The 19,357-nt window shown below is 67.9% G+C and carries 17 protein-coding genes and 1 pseudogene; 11 read left to right on the forward strand and 7 right to left on the reverse strand.

Annotation, left to right across the window (positions count from 1 at the left end; all coding sequences use genetic code 11):
- On the reverse strand, positions 1–388 hold a 388-nt coding region (locus tag AAW14_RS20700; RefSeq protein ID WP_265565393.1), incomplete at its 3' end, for a cupin domain-containing protein.
- 229 nt (positions 389–617) lie between these two features.
- Entirely contained in the window at positions 618–1,730 is a 1,113-nt protein-coding gene (locus AAW14_RS20705; RefSeq protein WP_265565394.1) for an FAD-dependent oxidoreductase, read from the reverse strand.
- Between the two features lie 633 nt (positions 1,731–2,363).
- Between AAW14_RS20705 and AAW14_RS20710 the strand changes: the two genes are divergently transcribed.
- From AAW14_RS20710 to AAW14_RS20720, 3 genes are all read left to right on the forward strand, one after another.
- Complete coding sequence (locus AAW14_RS20710) at positions 2,364–2,780, forward strand: hypothetical protein (RefSeq protein WP_416223345.1); 417 nt, start codon at positions 2,364–2,366, stop codon at positions 2,778–2,780.
- A gap of 2 nt (positions 2,781–2,782) precedes the next feature.
- Positions 2,783–3,526, forward strand: a complete 744-nt coding sequence (locus tag AAW14_RS20715) for a VTT domain-containing protein (RefSeq protein ID WP_265565495.1) — start codon at positions 2,783–2,785, stop codon at positions 3,524–3,526.
- A 139-nt stretch (positions 3,527–3,665) separates the two neighbouring features.
- Positions 3,666–4,361 (forward strand): DUF4232 domain-containing protein, encoded by a 696-nt coding sequence (locus AAW14_RS20720; RefSeq protein ID WP_265565395.1) that lies wholly within the window; start codon positions 3,666–3,668, stop codon positions 4,359–4,361.
- A 158-nt stretch (positions 4,362–4,519) separates the two neighbouring features.
- Here the strand turns inward: AAW14_RS20720 and AAW14_RS20725 are convergent, their stop codons facing one another.
- The 3 genes from AAW14_RS20725 to AAW14_RS20735 all read right to left on the reverse strand — a co-directional run bounded on the left by AAW14_RS20725 (position 4,520) and on the right by AAW14_RS20735 (position 8,219).
- Positions 4,520–6,601: a hypothetical protein gene (locus AAW14_RS20725; protein ID WP_265565396.1), complete on the reverse strand. Its 2,082-nt coding sequence runs from the start codon at positions 6,599–6,601 to the stop codon at positions 4,520–4,522.
- 64 nt (positions 6,602–6,665) lie between these two features.
- Complete coding sequence (locus AAW14_RS20730; RefSeq protein WP_265565397.1) at positions 6,666–7,229, reverse strand: hypothetical protein; 564 nt, start codon at positions 7,227–7,229, stop codon at positions 6,666–6,668.
- Positions 7,230–7,274: 45 nt separating this feature from the next.
- A complete protein-coding gene (locus AAW14_RS20735; RefSeq protein WP_265565398.1) occupies positions 7,275–8,219 on the reverse strand; it encodes a CehA/McbA family metallohydrolase in 945 nt (314 codons plus the stop codon).
- 140 nt (positions 8,220–8,359) lie between these two features.
- Here AAW14_RS20735 and AAW14_RS20740 point away from each other — a divergent pair, with 140 nt between their 5' ends.
- Together AAW14_RS20740 and AAW14_RS39775 are read left to right on the forward strand one after the other, a co-directional pair.
- Complete coding sequence (locus AAW14_RS20740) at positions 8,360–8,653, forward strand: hypothetical protein (RefSeq protein WP_265565399.1); 294 nt, start codon at positions 8,360–8,362, stop codon at positions 8,651–8,653.
- A 103-nt stretch (positions 8,654–8,756) separates the two neighbouring features.
- A pseudogene (locus AAW14_RS39775) lies at positions 8,757–8,834 on the forward strand (HAD family phosphatase); the annotation flags it as partial.
- A 147-nt stretch (positions 8,835–8,981) separates the two neighbouring features.
- Here the strand turns inward: AAW14_RS39775 and AAW14_RS20745 are convergent.
- Both AAW14_RS20745 and AAW14_RS20750 read right to left on the reverse strand, forming a co-directional pair.
- Complete coding sequence (locus tag AAW14_RS20745; protein WP_265565400.1) at positions 8,982–9,842, reverse strand: LysR family transcriptional regulator; 861 nt, start codon at positions 9,840–9,842, stop codon at positions 8,982–8,984.
- Between the two features lie 55 nt (positions 9,843–9,897).
- Positions 9,898–10,764, reverse strand: a complete 867-nt coding sequence (locus AAW14_RS20750; RefSeq protein ID WP_265565401.1) for an NAD-dependent epimerase/dehydratase family protein — start codon at positions 10,762–10,764, stop codon at positions 9,898–9,900.
- Positions 10,765–11,330: 566 nt separating this feature from the next.
- Here AAW14_RS20750 and AAW14_RS20755 point away from each other — a divergent pair.
- The 6 genes from AAW14_RS20755 (at position 11,331) to mdcA (ending at position 19,357) form a co-directional block, all read left to right on the forward strand.
- Complete coding sequence (locus tag AAW14_RS20755; protein ID WP_265565402.1) at positions 11,331–12,050, forward strand: SDR family oxidoreductase; 720 nt, start codon at positions 11,331–11,333, stop codon at positions 12,048–12,050.
- Positions 12,051–12,354: 304 nt separating this feature from the next.
- Positions 12,355–13,905: a Re/Si-specific NAD(P)(+) transhydrogenase subunit alpha gene (locus AAW14_RS20760; protein WP_265565403.1), complete on the forward strand. Its 1,551-nt coding sequence runs from the start codon at positions 12,355–12,357 to the stop codon at positions 13,903–13,905.
- Positions 13,906–13,913: 8 nt separating this feature from the next.
- Positions 13,914–15,353, forward strand: coding sequence for a Re/Si-specific NAD(P)(+) transhydrogenase subunit beta (gene pntB / locus AAW14_RS20765; RefSeq protein WP_265565404.1), 1,440 nt, complete (start codon positions 13,914–13,916; stop codon positions 15,351–15,353).
- Between the two features lie 302 nt (positions 15,354–15,655).
- Positions 15,656–16,315, forward strand: coding sequence for an alpha/beta hydrolase (locus tag AAW14_RS20770; RefSeq protein WP_265565405.1), 660 nt, complete (start codon positions 15,656–15,658; stop codon positions 16,313–16,315).
- A 322-nt stretch (positions 16,316–16,637) separates the two neighbouring features.
- Positions 16,638–17,549: an alpha/beta hydrolase gene (locus AAW14_RS20775; RefSeq protein WP_265565406.1), complete on the forward strand. Its 912-nt coding sequence runs from the start codon at positions 16,638–16,640 to the stop codon at positions 17,547–17,549.
- Positions 17,550–17,731: 182 nt separating this feature from the next.
- Positions 17,732–19,357 carry a malonate decarboxylase subunit alpha gene (gene mdcA / locus AAW14_RS20780; RefSeq protein ID WP_265565407.1) on the forward strand — a complete coding sequence of 542 codons (1,626 nt, stop codon included), beginning with the start codon at positions 17,732–17,734 and terminating at the stop codon, positions 19,355–19,357.

The following is a 19,357-nucleotide window of genomic DNA, read 5'->3' on the forward strand; positions in this document are numbered from 1 at the left end:
TCCGCCCGATCTCCACGATGCGGCTGGAGGAGGCCCGGTAAACCTCTTCTGCGCTGCGGTACGGCGCGTCCAGGTCTCCGCAGACCGTGAACCACCGGTGCGCGGCCAGCAGGAAGCAGTCACCGGCCTCGAGGCGCACCGGGTCGGCGCCGTCGACGCCGAGCCAGCAGAAGCCTTCGAGTACGGCCCCGATCTTGATGTGCTCGTGGACACCGAAGCGGAGCGCCCAGCTGCCCCACGCCTCAAGGCCCGACAGCGACCCGGTCCTGACGTTCAACGAGGCGAGAACATCGGACAGCGGGTCAACCAGAGATCGCACGTCGGGCGAATTACTGCCTTTCTTGATACTCGTCTCGATGATCTGTTCGGTGACGGTGGCCCGGTTCACGATGTACTTCCTTCGGTGGTTGGGTGCGGTTGTCAGTGTCCGCACAGTGCCGCGACAGCCTCGGCCGTGGTCCGCCTTGTCACGGGCGGGGCTCCGGGGCACGGACGTGGCGGGACCGGGTACTCGACGAGCTCGGTCGGCGCCAGGCCGCAAGGAGCGGCGTCATGCGAGACCGCCTCCTCCACGACCGGCATCGGTGTGGTGCGTTGAGGCGGTGGTAGGGCCGGCTTCAGGGCAGGTCGCGCAGCGGGGCGTAGCCGCGCTCGAACAAGGCGTTGGCGCCGTAGCGGAACGCGATGTTGCGCGCGGCGGTCGGCAGGGACCTGGTCCGGTCGCGCCGGTGCGTCTGCTGCTGCACCCACCGGATGCGGGGGAGCCTGCGCTGGACGTACTGCTGGAGGAGGTCCTTGGTGTCGCCCCCGGTGGTCAGCACCTCGGCGAGGACCTGAGCGTCCTCGACGGCCATGGCGACGCCCTGCGCCATGTTGGGTGAGCTGGCGTGGGCGGCGTCGCCGACGAGCACAATACGTCCCCGGGCCCATGTCTCGCCGCCGACCTCCTCCACCGGTGAGAAGTACGCCTTGTGGGCGGCGGGTGTGGCCAGCAGGTCCCGTACGCGCTGGTCGTAGTCGGAGAAGAGCCGGAGAAGACCGGAGGTGGTGGTCGGGTCCTCGGGTGAGGCGGCCGTCAGGTCGGCGTAGCAGCACACCCGGCCCCCACCGACGGGGTACGCCAGGAAGGCCGTCCCCGGGCCCAGCCACACGGTCCACCGGTCGATGTCGGGGGCGTCACCGGTCAGGAAGCGCCAGCAGACCTGCCCGAGGTAACGGGCACGGGCCGCCGGGTCGACCGACTCCCGCAGGCCCGACCGTATGCCGTCGGCTCCCACGACCACGTCGTACCGGCCGCTCCCGCCGTCGCTGAACTCCACGTGCACACCGTCGTCGGACTGCTTGAGCGAGCCCAGGGTGACCCCGTGGCGGACAGGCACCGGCACGACGTCCTGCAGGGCGGCATGGAGGTCGCCTCGGGTGATGCCGACGCAACCGGCGGTGCCTCTCCACAGCTCGGCCAGGTCGATGTCGGCCAGCACCCTGCCCCGGTGGCTCATCAGCCGCTGGCCGGGCACGGCCGCTCCCAGCGCGCTGAGGTGTTCCTCCAGCCCCAGTGCGGTCAGCGCGCGGACGCTGTTGCCGGGCAGGAAGAGACCGGCCCCCGTGGCTCGGCTCTCGGGCGAACGCTCGATGACGTCGACGGACATTCCCCCGCGGCAAAGCGCGGTGGCGGTGGCCAGGCCGGCGATGCCGGCTCCCACCACAAGGACGTCAAGGTTGCTGGGCATGCGATTCTCCTGTACGGCTTCCGCAGGTACGTTCTGCACTACGTCCCGTTCAGCGGCCTGGTTCTCGGTCGCTGCTTCCGGGTGGGTCCCTTGGCCCCCGAGCTTGGCCGTAGTGACACCAGCACGGCGGGAGACGATCTCGATGTTCGACGGGAAGCGATCTTCAGTGGCCGGCATCACGCCTGGCTACTGAGGTTTCCGGTGTTGGGGTGACGTCATGACGGGACCGGGACCAGTCCGGTCTCGGTGATGAATCCGTCGAGCGGGCCGGGCCGGCACTGCATCCGTTTCAGGCGGGTGCAGTGCCCAATCCAGGCCCGACCGCGGCGATCGTCCCGGCGCGCAGCCTACGCAGGCTCGATCAACTCCCAGCGAGCAGGGGGCAGATCACTCGGTCCGGGCGGCGTTCGGTGTGTCCGTGTGAGCCTGACGGTATTTGAACCGTCGGGGCGGCGCTGTGCGTTGCTGCGGGCAGCACGGTCATCCGACGATTCCTGCGGGGGGTATGCAGTGCCTGGTCCCAGTGATGCCGGGTCTGCGGCGGCGGTCAGCTGCCTGTCCGGCCTGGACGGAACACGGGCTTGCGTCGACCACGTCCTGTCGGCCCTTGCGCAGCGCCATACCGAGGACCGGATGTTCCCGATCGAAGCGGCCCGCGATCCGCGGACCACCGGCGCGATCATCCCCAGCGGCGAAGCCCTGGCCCACGCACTGACCGATCCGGTGCGGGCCCCGGCACCCCGCCCGCCGGCCACCCTGGAAACGGGCGCCGGCGCCGGCGCGGCCACCATGGAAATGGTGCACCCCGGCGGCACCCTGACCTACTTCGCCTACCTCGGCACCCTCAGAGCCCGTGCCCTCCTTGCATCACGAGCCGAGGTACGCCGACACGCCGCGGTGGACGGAGTCATGGCCTCTACCAGCGCAGCCATGCCACCGGCCATCGGCCAGTGTGGTCCGACCTGCCCCCAGCCATCGTCCGGCACCTGCAACGCCCCCTTGCCCTTGCCTCCCCCCCGCGACCAGCAGCACGGCGGAGTAAGGCGGTGAACATGCTGTCGGACACCCTCGGCCACCTTCCCTCCGCCCCTGCGTACGCGGTAGTGGCCCTGGCCGTCCTCGCCGAGTCGATCCCTCTGATCGGCGCCTTCGTCCCCACGTTCACCCTGCTGCTGACCGCGGGCGCACTGGCCCGCACCGGCCACGTCAGCCTTCCGCTCGTCATCGCGGCCGCTGTCGGCGCCGTCGTCACCGGTGACTTCCTCGCCCACCGCACCGGAAGATCCATGGGTGATCAACTGCGCGTAGGCCGCGTAGGTCGTCACATCCCCGGCACCGTCTGGCAGCACGCCGAGACGCTGATGACTCGCCACGGCGGCCGAGCCATCTTCCTGGCTCGTTTCCTGCCCGTGGTCCGCACTCTCGCCCCCCACTTCGCAGGCGCCACCCGCCTGCCCTACCACCGCATCGCTCCCTACAGTGCCACCGCCGCATGCCTGTGGGCCACATCGGAAGCCGGCGCCGGGTACGCGGCCGCGACATCTCTTCGGAGAATCCCCACTCTTGGTGGCCTGGCTCTCGCCGCGGTCGCCCTGATCGTGACTGGGGGCGCGCTGCTGTGGGTGAAGAAACGCCGGCGCCTTCTGCACCCACGGATGGCACCCTCGCGTCGCGAAGGCGGGCTCGTCGCGAAGAAGACCCGCGTCACCCAAGCAAAGTTCCAGTGCACGGCGTGCGGCTTCACCCCCGGCGCGGACCAGGTTGGCGCGCTGAACGTCCTCAACACGGACGGGTGACCGCAACTTCATGGGCGTGAGACAGAACCGAACCGGCTGTCAAATGCGGCCGTTGTGCCGATCGAAGTCGAACGACATCTGTTGTTCAGGGTCGCGGGTCACGTACCCGTCAACAGAAAAGGAAGAGGAAACGTACCTCATGAATCATCGCCTGCGTACGACGCTCATGGCCACCGTCGCGCTCGGCGCCGGACTGTTGATGACGGCTTGCCAGAGCAATGCTACGTCAGGCGCGCTGTCCGCCGTGACCGGCAGCCGGGGGTCCACCCCCGAGGCCGGTCAGGGGACCGCTGAGGAGGCCGGCAAGCACTCCGGCAGCGGCGCGAGCAGCCCAAGCGGCGCGTCCGGTGGCCCGGGGGCGCCCGGCGACGGAGCCTCGGCTCGCGGCGCCGCCGGTTCGACGGCGGGCGGGGGCGCCCCGGACAACAAGGTCGGGCAGCGCTGCGGTGCCGACGACATCCTCTGGAGCACGAGGTCCGAGACCCAGACCACCGGCTACATCCTGATCACGGCCAAGGCCAGGCCCGGTATCACATGCACCCTGCCGGGCGGCTCGCCGCTCGTGGCCTTCGGCTCGGACGGAACCATGGCCAAGCCCGTGGAGCAGGCCCAAGATGCCCCGATCACGCTGCGCGCAGGAGTCACCGTCTACGCCGGCGTCAAGCCCAAGACCACCGATTCGGCCTGGGGCAAGGAGCTGGACGAAATAATCGTCGCCGTCGACAACGACGACGACACCCCGGTGAGCCTGAAGGTCGGCAGGATCGTCGTCGATCATCCGAGCGTCACCAACTGGCACACCTCTCCCTCTCAGGCCGTCCCCTCCTCTTCCTGACCAAGCTAGCCGCGCAACTCTCTTGCTGTGCCCCCGAAGGAACCGGGCCCGGCTCTGAAAGCCAGAAGCGGGACCCCAGCAGTGTTGGGGCCCCGCTTGTGCAGAATGGACGGGTGCCCTGCGCAGCTCTGGCCACGGTTGGTACCGGAGAGCGGGATCTACTTGCCCCGCCCCCTGCGGCGGGCGGGACCGTCGGGCCCGTGCCGCGGTGCTGACCGGTCCGGTCCCGTGCCGGACGCCGTCGTTCCTGGAGAGGGCTTTGAGCGGGTCGTACTGCGGGAGCGGGCGGCAGCGGCGGACGGCCGAGGTGTGCCCGTCCGCTCCGTAGCACCGGGGCTGATTCTGGATCGGGGAGTCCGCCAGGCCATGGGGGTGTCCGGCTGGTGGATGATCCAGTCGGACTCCTTGAAGTGGGAGGAGAGCGCCCGCCCGAGGACGGTGGCGTCGAAGGGGCCCGTGGACTCGAACACGCCCAGGGACAGGGGCCGTCCCAGTTTTTCCTCCCACGCGCCCGCCCATTCGGCGAGGGCCGGCAGGGTCCCGCTTACGGTCTGCTTGTCGAGGTAGCCGTGTCCGCCCATGAAGTCGCCCGGGTACCGGTCGGAATGGTGGGTGCGCCAGTACTCTCGGGCAGCCCGGACGATAGCGGTGCTGTTGATGTCGAGGTCGAAGTCGCTCGGCTCGGGCTCCACGCCGAGGCGCCACATCGCGTCGTACGGGCGGCGTAGAGGACGGTTCTGGTCGTTACCGAACCACTCCCGGAGTCGCTGCAGAGCCAGTGGGTTGTCAGCCACGTCGACCTCGCGCGGCAGCGTCTTGTGGATGCCGGAGAAGAATCCGGCGCCTGTTCCCTTCAGGCGGATGTCGACCTGTGACGGGTCGATGCCGTCACGTTCCAGCGCCGCCAGCATCTCTGAGCCGAACTGCTGGTACAGCTCGGGCGTCATGCCCATGGGCGCCTCACCCGTGAGCAGCCACCTGATCTGGATCGGGCTTATCCCGAGGAAATCGAGGTCGCGCCGAGTGATGGCGTAGCCGGAGTCGTCCTTCGGCCACCAGCTCGGCGCCGGTTCTGCACCGTCGAGGATCCGCGTGATCCGGTTGTCGAGGGGGTCGCCCGGGTTGAGCTGTTGGGTGATTGGCAGTGGACGCCATCGCGGGGCAGTGCCCGGTGCCGGTATCGGCGCGGACGCCTGGTCGTGCGCGGCGCCGGCCAGGGCGGGCGCGCCCAGTGAGACAGCGGCGGCCGCGCTCTGTCCGGTGGTGGCGGCCGGGGCGGTGTGGGAGACGATGCCGTCCAGGACGGCCCGGTGGTCGCCCGGCAGGGCCACCCATTCCTTCTGCCCGAGGTAGCCCATGCCGGTCGTGGGGAGGGACAGGATGTCCCGGGCGGGCAAGCGGGCGGCCAGGATCACGCCGGTGCCGCGGCGTTCCTCAAGCCAGTCGGTGACGATCTGGCGATCGGCCGACCAGCTGGCCAGCGGCCGCTGACGGGCTTCTACGACCTGGCCGACATTCTGGTCGACCGCCCAGTCCGGCCGCCGGGCACTCTCCGGCCAGCTGAGAGCGCGGTAGGACAGCACCTCGGTGATGCCGCGGGAGGCGAGGACCTCTTGGGTCATCTCGTACTGGGTGCGCAGAAAGTCCCGCAGCGTCTCGCGGTTGTAGTCCAGCTCGAGGCTCACAGCGAAGCGGGTCTTGGCGTCCATGTGCCACTCCAGCACCCCGGCGAGGCTGAACTCCTCCTGGGCTGCCTGCTGCAGTGCCAGTACCCGTACGTTGTTGTCGGATCCGTACGCCCAGGACCCCATCAGCTCGCTGACCGCGATCATGCGGACCAGGGTGTCGGCCCGTGGGGAGTCCATGGCTACGACCTTCTCTGCAGCGTGACGCGGATCTGCAGGGTTGAGCTCGTCGACATGGAGTACGTCGGCGCCCATGGAGGGATACCGGTCGTTGTACGGGACCAGGACGTAGCGGCCGTTGCTCAGATGAGACGCCATGTCATTGCCGACCACGAGCCCCATCGAGGCGAGGACGAGCGCAGGCGTGGAGGAACGCATGCGCCGGGCGAGGGCCTCGATGGCGACGGTCTTGGCCTCAGGTGTGTCGGTGACACGGCCGTCGTCGGTCAGCAGAGCCTCGGCGAGAAGCTGCTGGCCGAGCCGCTCCGTTGAGCCCACTGGCGGCAGCGAGATGGCGGTGGTCCTGTGCACCTCGTTGATCGGCCCCTCGCTCAAGGCCTTCCCCCCTGCTGGTCGTTACTGTTCGTTGCGGTTGTTGAGCGGTAGGCCCTCGGGCGTGTCAGGCTCTCCCCAAGAACGTCTCGGCCTGCTCACGCAGGCTCGTCGGAGCCGCGGCCCAGGCCGGGGTGCTCATCAGCTCGCGCAGCTTGACCTCCTTCACCTCCCGGGGAGCGTCCTTGCGCAGGCCGACGTGCGGCCACACCAGGTCCAGCTCGTCGGGAAGGGCCCAATGGGCGCCGAGGGCCGACTCCGGTTCGGGGCCCTCGGCGGACGCCACCAAGATCTCGTCGGCGGTGGCGGCGGGGCTGATCTCGATCAAGGTGAGGCCGAGTCTGCCGATGGCCTCCCGGAACAGGGAACGGTGGGTTTCCACGGTGCCGGCGGAGGGCTGCTGTCCCTGGTGGAACAGGGTGAACACCCAGCCGCTTTCGCCGGTACGGGCCAGGTCCAGGACGAGCCGGGCTCCGGCCACGTCGGTGAACGAGCGGTGCGCGATGCTCTGCGCGGCTCCGGGCCCCTCGATACGGGGCTCCTGGTCTACCCCGAAGGTGTCGATGAGCCACTGGATCTGGTCGGAGGACAGTTCGCCGTGCGAGAGCGCGCGCAGTGCGGGCCACAGCATGGTGGAAGATCCTTTCTTCGGCGGCGTGTGCCGGGTGGAGGACGGTCAGGACTCGGAGTCGGCAGAAAGTGGGGACAGGCGGATCGGGTCGGTCCAGGCCCGTCCGCCGGCGGCGTCTTCGACGGTGACCCGGTAGTACCCGGCGTTGCGGAACGTCGCCACCGGAAGGGAGCACTCGGTCAGTGACTCGCCCTCTCTCACCTGGGCTCCCGGAGCTCCCCCGGTGAGGAGCACTTTCCTGGCGGGTGAGCAGCTCACGGTGAGCTGACCGCCGTCGAGTCGGACGTCGTGCAGCTCGGGGCCCGTGCTGGAGTAGTAGTGCCCGGCCTTGAGCGCCGTCAGTAGCTGTGCCGGGTCGAGGGACTCGGCCCGTACCTGAACCCGGGCGGCGCAGGGGGGAGGGTCGTGCGGTTGCAGGTGGGCGTCGTCGGCAGCGTATGCGTGCAGCCGATGCCCCCGGTTGAGCAGTATGTCGGTCAGGTGCCAGCTGTCGCCCCGATGCTCGCGGTCCGCCAGCGCGTTGTAGACCTCGACCGCGTGGGTGGCGTCCAGGCTCTCTGCATCGGCTGCGGTGAGCAGCGAGGCTGCGGGATGCGCCATGCCGATGAACGCTCCCGCGGCCCGAGCCCGTCGGGCGAGTGCGGGACCGCTCTGGCCGGGCTCGGGCGGCGCGAAATCGAGCGGCAGGCCCACCGCGACGATGTGCCAGGACGGTCCGGCCTCCGTGCGCGGAGCATGCAGTTCGGCACCCGTCAGCGTCGTGAAGCCCGGCGAGCGCAGCGACCGAGTGTCCGTCACGGGGTAGCCGTACTCGGCACGGAAGTGATCCGTGATCGCCAGGAAGTGGAATCCCGCGTCCCGGTAATGACGCGCGGTCTCCTCAGGGGACAGCGCTCCGTCGGACCGGTCGGAATGCGTGTGCAGGTTGCCTCGCCAGAACCGGCCCGACCGGGTGAAGGGCAGAACCTCCACCCGTTCTTCGCCGCTCAATGCGCCCCCTTCGCGCACGTGCCCGTCGCGTGCATCAAGCCTGGGGCCAGCTGGACGGTGATGCACACGAGCTTCCTCCAGGTGGTGATCATTGTAGTAGACGGTGTGATCGCCAAGCCTGGTTCTGCCATCGTCATAGCGTGCCCGGCACCGGCTCGGTGGCCATGACGTGGACGTGGACGGCCGTGTGCAGAAGGCAGGGGCTGGTCGCTGTGCCTTCGATGAATGAACCGATCGATTTCTCTGCGGATGGACCGGAACTCGTCGGCGCCAGCGAGTTCGTCGGACATCCGCGGGTCGAGAGACCAAGCGGCCTCCTGTCCCGATTGTTCGCAACCTTGTCGACGGACGAAGAGATGTTCTCGATTGTGGAAGACCTTCGAGCGTTGCGTGTCCGCACCGCACTGCTGTCGAACAATTGGGGCAGCACCTAGCCGCGCGACCGAATCAATCGGGCCTTCGCACCCGTCTTGATCTCCGGAGACATCGGACTCCGCAAGCCCAACGCTGACATCTACCTGTTGATGCTCGAGCAAACTGGGCCTCGCGCCATCGCAGGTCGTGTTCGTCGACGACGCCGAACCGAACGTCATCGGCGCTGCCGCGGTAGGCATGCACACGGTCCTGCACACGGAAGCAGCCTCGACCCGTATGGTGCTCGGTGCGCACCTGCCTGCGCTCATCGAGAGGCCGCATGCCTCGCCGAGGGAGAAAACGAACGGTGCCGTGGTTGTCGCGCACCTCGACGCCGGGCGTTCTGACTCAGGTTGTCAGGGCGATCTCGACGAACTCGTCGATGAGCGGCTCCTGCCGGGTGCTGTCCCAGGCCAGGCAGACCCGGTTCGGGCCGATGTCGCTGATCTCGATGTGGGTGATGTCAGAGCGGGTGTAATACGTTGCGGTGGACAAGGGCAGGATCACCACACCGCGGCCGGCCGCGACGTTCTCCAGCTTCTCCTCGACACTGCGCAGGACGAGCGTCGGCCCAGTGTCCTCCAAGGAGCCGCTCGGATTCGCCGTGCTCCGCCACTCCGGGATCGCGGCCGGGTTCTGCAGGAGGCGTTCCCCGGCCAGGTCGCTGATGCTGAGCGAGGACTTGCCGGCGAGGGGGTGCGTGGTCGGCAGGATCACCACTCGGGGCTCGGAGAGCAGGTCGCGCAGCTCGAGCCCGTGGGTTTCGCAGGGCAGCCGCACGTATCCGACGTCGATACGACCGTCACGGATCATCTCGGTCTGTTCATCCCAGTTCGTGCGGATGACCTCGACCTGCACGTCGGGGTGACGCCGGCTGAAGAGACGCACAGCGGCGGTGACGATCAAGCCAGGCATGAACCCCACGGTGAGGGCGTTCTGCGCGCGGGCGGCACGGACCGCACGGCGGGTTGTGGCGTCTGCTGCGGACAGCAACGGCCGGGCGTCGCTGAACAGTTGCTCCCCGGCCGCCGTCAATTCGGTGCCGCGTTTGTCGCGGGCGAACAGTTGTACCTTGAGGTCGCTCTCCAGGGACCTGATCTGCCGGGAGAGCACCGGCTGGGCTATGTGGAGCTTTTCAGCAGCTCGCCCGAAGTGCAGTTCCTCGGCCACAGCGACGAAGTACCGCAGTTTGCGAAGATCCAGTTCCACGCTTCCACCTCCGCCGACCAGACATCTCAAGCGTAGCCGTGCTCACGGCGGGGCGTCAGGGGCGGCTCAGTTCTCCCAGCGGGTCCGTGTGGGTGGGCCGCCAACCGAGCTCTCGCCGGGCTTTGGCCCCCGTGAGCTGTTGATCGAGCAGGAATGCCTCGGCGACCGGCCCCATCTGCGAGTGGGCCTCTGCCTCAGACAGGTACCGCACCGATCCCGGGCGGCCGATGGCCCGGCTGACCGCCTGGGCGACCTGCCCGGCGGTGGGATTCGTGTCGGCCACGCCCAGGTACACCGAGCCCGGTGAGGCGGACAGTGCCAGCGCGTACAGCTCGGCGAGGTCGTCCACGTGGACCAGCGACCAGTGGTTGGACCCGTCGCCGATGCACGGCACCGCGCCGGAGACGCGTCCCGGCTCCGCGTAGAAGGAGTCGATCAGGCCGCCCCCGTTGCCGTAGACCAGACCAGGCCGCACGACGATGGGCCGCTCACCAGTCGCTGCGCGGGCCAGCACACACCGCTCGTTGGCCAGGCGCCACGCGGTCAGCCGCGGCGGCGCCATCGGGGCATCCTCATCGACCACACCACCGGTGTCCCCGTAGACCCACACACCACCGGTGTGTACATAGGGCCCGGGTCCCGCGCCGTCCTGCAGTGCCTCAGCAGCTTTGTGATCAACTTCCCCCGCGTCGGGACCGCGGTGCTGTGCCAGGTGGATCACGCCATGTGCGGCCCGCGCCGCTTCGTACAGGACCGCGGTGTCGGTGAGCTCCCCGCGCACCGGCTTGGCACCCGCGCCGGCCAAGGTTTGCGCCGAGTCGTCGCTGCGCGCCAGCGCAGAGACCTCGCTTCCCCTCCTGACCAGAGCGTCGATGGTCGCTCTGCCGATGTACCCGGAGCCTCCGGTCACGAAGACCTTCATGGTCGTGCCCTTTCCGACTGATGTCCTTGCGACACGACTGAGTCTTGGAATTGCATGTGCCGGCGTCCAAGACCTGATCCGGCCTCTGTGATACCCGTCGGGTATGGACCGGGGCTGGACCCTTGACGCCGACCCGCCCTTGGGGCATTGCGGGGAGTGGGCACCGAGGCGTTCACGGCCCATGCGGCTACTCGTCGCACACGAATCGTTACCTTTTGAAGCGTTGGGTGGCGAACGACTGAGTGATCGCCCGCTGCGTCATCTCCGGAGGAGAGCCGCTGTGATCGGTCGCATCCGCGTGTGCATGGGACGGACGCCCAATATGTGCACGGTGAGAGGTGATGTGCACGGTGAGACGCGAAGGTGAGGATCATGACTCTGACCGTCGCCTTGCCATGTGCCCCAGGAACGAGAAGCCCCTCTGGGGGCGAAGTGATGCCCGTAAGGCATCACAGCGGACGCAATTGGTCTTGGACGCGGTAGCGGTGGGCCCGCACTGTTGAGTACGCAAGCGGTCGATTGCCTGAGGGGCACGTCGGCCAAGCCGAAAATTGGAAGGCATCACTGTGGATCTCACCGGGCAGCGCGTCGTACTCATGGGCGGCACCTCGGGCATCGGGCTGGCGACGGCCAAGGCCGTCAGCGCGCAGGGCGCTCAGGCCATTGTCGTCTCCAGCCGGCAGTCAAGCGTGGACAAGGCGCTCAGCGAACTGCCGCAGGAGGCGGAAGGGCGTGTGGTCAATCTTGCGGACACCGAGCAGATCGCTGATCTGTTTGCGTCTCTGGGGGACGTCGACCATCTGGTCTACACCGCGGGTGAGCCCCTCGCCCTGATGCCGCTGGAGACCCTGGACATCGAGGCGGCCAGGTCCTTCTTCACCCTGCGGTTCTTCAGCGCGCTTGACGCCGTGCGCGCTGCGGCGCCCCGGCTGCGTGCCGGTGGCTCTGTCACTTTGACGACCGGCATCGCCAAGGACCGGCCCGGCCCGGGCTGGGCCGTGGCCGCCGGCATCTGCGGCGCGGTGGAGGCCCTCACCAAGGCCCTGGCGGTGGAACTGGCCCCGGTCAGGGTGAACGCCGTTTCTCCGGGAGTCGTCCGCAGCCCGCTGTGGTCGGGGATGAGCGAAGGCGACCGGGATGCGATGTTCGAGAACATCGGCAAGTCCCTGCCCGTCGGACGGGTGGGAGAGGTCGAGGACATCGCCCAGGCGTACCTGTACCTCATCACCCAGCCCTACACGACCGGCAGCATCATCACCATCGACGGCGGCACCGTCCTGGTGTAACCGGCCACCACCACCCCGGGCGCGGCGCCGTGCCCTCCGGCTTCACCGCCAGACGCACGGCGCCCCGCCAGCACAACGGCTGCACACGCCGGCCGCGCCGACAAGCATGGCGCGACCACGGTGCGGCCTGACCCGGCAGCCTCAGCCCGTCCCAGCCCACCCGGCCCACCGGCTGGTCGTTCAGGTGCTGGGGCCGTTCCGGCTGAGCTGACGGCGCCAGCAGTCGGCTCATGAACTCATGAACTCATGCCATTTCAGGCACCCACGTGGGCCGATCCAGCAGAAGTAGAAGAAAGGTCACGCGATGACCCAGGTCCGCAGCGCCTGCATCGGCATTGTGCGGGAGTCCGCTGAGGGCGAGACGCTCGTGTCGGCAACCCCGACGACCGTGCGTCAACTCATCGGCCTCGGATATGACGTTGTCGTCGAGCACCATGCCGGTGCGGCGGCAGGATTCACCGACCTCGCCTATGAACAAGCCGGGGCGCAGGTCAGCGACTTGAAGGCGGCGTGGGGCGCTGACATCGTCCTGGCCGTCCACCCACCGACGGCCGAGAACATCGACATGCTCACGGACGGCGCGACCCTGGTGGCGCTGCTGGGTCCGGGGCGCGATGCACAGCTGCTGGACGCGCTTGCCGCCCGCCCGATCACGGCACTCGCGGTGGACGCCGTGCCTCGCATATCGCGGGCGCAGTCACTGGACGTGCTCAGCTCCATGGCCAATGTCGCCGGGTACCGGGCTGTGATCGAAGCCGCGCACGCCTTCGGGCACTTCTTCAACGGCCAGGTCACCGCCGCCGGCAAGATTCTGCCGACCAAGGTACTTGTCGCAGGGGCGGGAGTTGCCGGACTTGCGGCGATCGCCGCTGCCTCCGGCATGGGGGCGATCGTGCGGGCGACGGATCCCCGCCCCGAAGTGGCCGAGCAGGTCAGGTCGTTGGGCGGTGAGTATCTGGCCGTGGACGCCGAGCAGCAGGCCAGCACGGACGGCTATGCGAAGCAGACCTCTGGTGATTACGACCGACGCGCGGCCATGATCTACTCCGAACAGGCCGCTGACGTGGACATCATCATCACCACCGCGCTCATCCCCGGACGACCGGCACCAAAGCTGGTCACTGCGCAAGACGTGGCACGCATGAAGCCGGGCAGCGTCATTGTCGACCTCGCGGCCGCACAGGGCGGCAACGTCGACGGCTCGCAGCCCGGGCAGACTGTGGTCACCGACAACGGTGTAACGATCATCGGCTACACCGACCTCGCGTCCCGAATGCCCGCACAGGCCTCACAGTTGTACGGCACGAACCTCGTCAACCTCATGAAGTTGCTGACGCCGGGCAAGGACGGCCGTGTCGTTCTCGACCTCGACGACGTGGTCCAGCGGGGCATCACAGTCGTGCGGGCCGGCGAGAAGCTGTGGCCTCCGCCGCCCGTGCCGGTGTCCGCGGCACCTGCCCCGGCCCAGCGGCGCCCAGCAGCGACCCAGCCGGAGAAGCAGCGGCCCTCCTCACCCGCACGCCGGTTCACTCTCGCCGGGGTCGGCATCACCGCCTTGTTCTTGGTCAACGTGTTCGCACCGGAGCCCCTGCCACGGCACTTCACCGTGCTGATGCTGGCCGTCGTGATCGGCTACTACGTGATCGGCAAGGTGCACCACGCACTGCACACGCCGCTGATGTCAGTCACCAACGCGATCTCCGGAGTGATTGTGGTCGGCGCGATGCTGCAGATCGGCAGCGCCGACACGACAGTCCGAGTGATCGCCGGCATCGCGACCCTCCTCGCATCCATCAACGCCTTCGGCGGCTTCGCCGTCACAGGGCGCATGCTCAGCATGTTCCAGAAAGGGTGAACGCCTGCATGAACACCACAAGTGTCGCGGACGCCGCCTACATCGTCGCCGCCCTCCTGTTCATTCTCAGCCTTGCCGGACTGTCCAGGCATGAGACGTCCCGACAGGGCCTTGTCTACGGGGCATCGGGCATGTTCGCAGCGCTGGCAGCGACGATTGGCCTGGCCACATGGCATCGGCCGGCGGCATCCGCCGTAGTGCTCGCCATCGCTGTCGCCGTGGGCGCGGCAATCGGTCTACGGCGCGCCAAGGCCGTCGAGATGACGAGCATGCCCGAACTCATCGCCATCCTCCACAGCTTCGTCGGCCTCGCCTCGGTCCTGGTCGGCTGGAACAGCTATGACACGGTCGAGCGCCGGCCGGGACAACATGAATTCATCGAGTCACTGCTGCGTATCCACCACGCCGAAGTAGTCATCGGCGTCTTCATCGGGGCGGTCACGTTCACTGGGTCGGTTGTAGCGTTTCTGAAGCTGTCGGCACGCATGAAGTCCCGCCCCCTCGCGCTTCCGGGCAAGAACCTGATCAATATCGCAGCGCTGGCGGCGTTCCTCTGCCTGACCATCGCCTTCGTGGTCACTCCGAGCCCCGCACTGCTCATCGCGGTGACCGTGATCGCACTCGCGCTGGGACTGCACCTCGTCGCGTCGATCGGCGGCGGTGACATGCCGGTGGTTGTGTCGATGCTGAACAGCTACTCGGGCTGGGCCGCTGCTGCTTCGGGCTTCCTCCTCGACAACGACCTGCTGATCATCACCGGAGCGCTCGTCGGCTCCTCCGGCGCATACCTGTCCTACATCATGTGCAAGGCGATGAACCGCTCCTTCGTCTCCGTGATCGCCGGCGGGTTCGGTCTTGCACCGGCGGCTGAGGATGACGCCGACCACGGCGACCACCGCGAAATCGACTCTGCCGATGCTGCCGAACTCCTCAACAACGCATCGTCGGTGGTCATCACCCCCGGATACGGTATGGCCGTTGCCCAGGCCCAGTACCCTGTCGCCGAACTCACCCGGGAACTGCGTGAACGGGGAGTCGACGTGCGCTTCGGAATCCACCCGGTCGCCGGGCGGCTCCCCGGCCACATGAACGTGCTGCTCGCAGAGGCCAAGGTCCCCTACGACATCGTTTTCGAGATGGACGAGATCAACGACGACCTCGTTGATGCCGATGTCGTCCTCGTCATCGGCGCCAATGACACCGTCAACCCGGCCGCCGCCGAAGACACCGGCAGCCCGCTGGCGGGCATGCCTGTGCTCCGCGTCTGGGAGGCCAGGAACGTCATCGTCTTCAAACGCTCCATGGCCTCGGGCTACGCCGGCGTGCAGAACCCGCTGTTCTACCGCGAGAACAGCCAGATGCTCTTCGGCGACGCCAAGCAGCGCGTGGAGGACATCCTGGCAGCTCTCACCGCCCACCCCGCTTCACGGCAACGCATCGGGGTGTGAGACGCCGCCCTCAACCGACGCCCGGAACAGCCAACGCTGCCGGAGACCGACGACGGGACGGCAGCCGTCGACGCAGCATCGGCAGTACCGCATCCCTGAAGCCGCCAGACGTTATACCTACCCGGCATCACAGCTGCATGGATGGGTATTGGACACCGTCCATTGCGACGTTCAAGGTTGAGACATCCCATCAACGAACCAGCCACCAGCACCGCCCGGTTGGGCGAGCCGCACGAATCCCCGCTGATGCGACCGACCGGACGTGCGCCAGGTGGTCCCCCAACCGCGCATAGGAGCCAGTCGTGAGTATCACCAGCGAGATCAGCCCTTCGATCAACGAGGACGCCGTGCTGTGGTCGGTCCCTGAGGCCGACCGGCGGGGCAGGCCTCTCCTGGTGATGATGCACGGCTGGAGTTACGACGAGACCCACCTCTTCCAGCTCACTCCGCGTCTGCCGGGTGAGCTGGTGGTCGCGTCACTGCGGGCTCCCATCCCCGAGGCGGGCGGGTACGCCTGGTTCCCGAGCAGAGGCAACCCGATCGGCAATCCCCGGCCGGCGGTGGCGAATGCCATGACCGATGCCGTACTCGACTGGCTGGACGCTCAGCCCTCCTTCTCTTCCGTAGGGCTCATCGGATTCTCGCAAGGCGGCGGAATGGCGCTGCAACTGCTGAGGCGCGCTCCCGCACGTTTCTCCTACGCCGTACAGCTCGCCGGATTCGTGGTGAACGACAGCCAACCCGGGGATCGGATGCTCGCTGACAGCAAGCCCCCCGTTTTCTGGGGCCGCGGCGCCCTCGACGGAGTCATACCCAACGATGCGATAGCTCGCACCAGTACCTGGATGGCCACACACACGGATGCCGATATCCGTGTCTATCCCCGGCTGGGACACGATGTCGCCGGCCAGGAGGTCCACGACTTGGCCGCCTTCATCGCCCGCCGGGTCGAAGCGGGCTGACAGGTACTCGACCCGCCGCGGGCGTCACCGACCCCACCACCGGCCGGCCTTCGTCGTCTTCGTCGGCAACACCACCACCCTCACCGACGCCACCGTTGTGGAATTCATGGGCTCACGGCGCGCAGTCGCTGAAGTCGTAGCCCCGTGGTCGCGCGACTACGAATGGTTCCGGCCGAGCCGTGTGATGCCCGTGAAGTATCAGGGAAATCAAAATCCGTATTGGACTGCGGCAGAGCGGTCCGGAAATCATAGGGCGTGAGAACGAGGCAACGACGGGTATACCCGGAAGTGCCGTTCCGCTGCCCATGGAAAGGAAGCATCAATGCGCCACGATATTGAGTTCGACGCCGAAGGAGCCCTGCTTCGCGGATGGTTCTACGAGGCGCGGGGGGCGACTGGGCCGTCCCCGTGTGTGGTCATGGCGCACGGATGGACGTCCACGAAGCGCATGTATCTCGACAAGTTCGCGGAGGTCTTCGCGGAGGCGGGTCTTGCGGTGGTGGTTTTTGACAACCGCGGCTGGGGCGACTCCGGTACCGCTCCCGGAAAGCCGCGTCATGAAATCGACCCGTGGGAGCAAATCCGGGACTACCAGCACGCGATCACGTATGCGCAGAATCGACCGGAAGTCGATGCCGAGCGTATCGGGGTGTGGGGCACCAGTTTCTCCGCTGCACATGCTTTCGTTGTGGCGGCGATCGACCGGCGGGTCAAGGCGGTCAGCGGACAGGCGCCCTTCATCAGTGGCCGGGCCACCTACGCGAACCTCGCCCGAGTCAACAACCTCGTGGTGGGGCCGGAGATCTTCACCGCCGACCGTCGCGCGCGGGCCCTGGGGAAGCCGCCCGTCACCGTACCGGTCGTCGGCTCGGACCCCAGCGAGCTCGTGGGTCTGCCTACCCCTGACTCCTATGAGTACTTCACCCATGCCCGCGCCGAACTCGACCCCGACTGGCCCAACGAGGTGACGCTGCGCAGCCTGGACAACTTCTACGGCTACGAGCCGGCGCGGTACCTGCCCGATGTCACCCCGACTCCGCTGCTGATGATCGTGGGCCGTGAGGACGGCCTGACCGGCGGGAACCTGGCCGCTTCGGCGTACCAGACCGCGTCCGAGCCGAAGAAGATCGTTTTTCTGCCTGGTGGACACTTCGCCGCCTACACGGGAGACGGCTTCACGGTGGCGTCGCAGGCCGCTCGCGACTGGTTCCTGGAGCACCTCTTCGCTGCATGAGACAGGACATGGTGGCGGCCAGGCACCCGGCCGCCACCACGGCTTCGGGCCGAGGCGTCCGGCACGGACAAAGGGCCGGTACGGACGAAGGGCCGGTACGGACAAAGGGCCGGTACGTCCTTCACCTGCCGGTCCGTCGACCCTCGTTCCTCACGAACGAACCCAACGATTGGAGGTGGGTGGTGTCGATCACGATGACGTCCGGGAAAAGGGCACGGCTGGCCCGGGTGGAACCGCTGCTGCAAGGCAAGGTCCTTCCCACCGAACGCACCGTCGAAGCGCTCGAAGCGGTCCTGCTGCCCGGCGACCGGGTCGCGCTCGAGGGTAACAATCAGAAGCAGGCGGACTTCCTTTCGCGCTGCCTGGCCCAGGTCGACCCGTCGGTGGTCCACAACCTCCACATGGTGATGTCCTGCATCACCCGCCCCGAGCACCTGGACCTGTTCGAGGCGTCCATCGCGACCACAGCGGATTTCGCCTACTGCGGTCCCCAGTCCCTCCGGGTCGCCCAGCTCATTGCGGACGGAGCGCTGAAGGTCGGTGCCATCCACACCTACCTCGAACTGTACGCGCGCATGTATCTCGACCTGTTTCCCCAAGTCGCGCTGATTGCCGCCGACCAGGGCGATGCTCACGGCAACCTCTACACCGGCCCCAACACCGAAGACACACCAGTGGTGTCGGAGACCACCGCCTTCCGCGGAGGCGTTGTGATCGCCCAGGTGAACGAGCTGGTGGAGCCGGGTTCCCTGCCACGGGTGGACATCCCCGGAGACTGGGTGGACGTTGTCGTCACCGCGGACCGGCCGTACCAACTGGAGGCGCTGTTCACCCGCGATCCACGCCAGATCGACGAAGTGCAGATCCTCATGGCGATGATCGCAATCCGCGGGGTCTACGAACGCCACGAGGTGACTTCGCTCAACCACGGCATCGGCTACGACACCGCCGCGATCGAGCTGCTGCTGCCGACGTACGGGGAATCGCTCGGTCTGCGGGGCAGGATCTGCCGCGACTGGGCGCTGAACCCGCACCCCACCCTCATCCCGGCCGTCGAGTCCGGCTGGGTACACAGCGTCATGCCGTTCGGCAGCGAGGTGGGCATGGGCCCCTATGTCTCCTCCCGCCCGGACATCTTCCCCATCGGCCCGGACGGGACTTTGCGCTCCAACCGCATGGCCGCCCAGGCCGCCGGCCTGTACGCCACGGACATGTTCATCGGCTCCACCCTCCAGATTGACGCCGACGGCAACTCCTCCACGGTCACCGCGGGCCGCGTCTCGGGATTCGGCGGCGCGCCCAATCTCGGCCACGACCCGCGCGGCAGGCGTCACTCGACACCCGCCTGGCTCGGCATGGGAACGATGACCACCGACCGAGGGCGCAAGCTTGTCGTCCAAACCGTGCAGACCTACGGCGCCAAGGGCACTCCTCACTTCGTCGAGTCCCTCGACGCGGTCCAGGCCGGGAAGGACGCCGGTCTGCCCGTCCCACCCGTGATGATCTACGGCGACGACATCACTCATGTGGTAACCGAGGAGGGCGTCGCCTATCTGTACAAAGCCCGCGACCTCGAAGAGCGCCGCCAGGCCGTGGCCTGGGCGGCCGGCGCCACACCGCTCGGCTTGGCCCGGGACCGCCGCAAGGACGACATGATGCGGCGTGACGGGTTGATCGCCTCCCCCGAGGACCTCGGAGTGCGCCGCACGGACGCCCGCCGCTCGCTGCTCGCCGCACGCAGTATCGCCGACCTGGTCGAGTGGTCCGGTGGTCTGTACGAACCGCCCTCGCGCCTGCGGAGCTGGTGA

The organism is Streptomyces hygroscopicus (assembly GCF_026168105.1).
GTDB lineage: Bacteria > Actinomycetota > Actinomycetes > Streptomycetales > Streptomycetaceae > Streptomyces > Streptomyces hygroscopicus_D.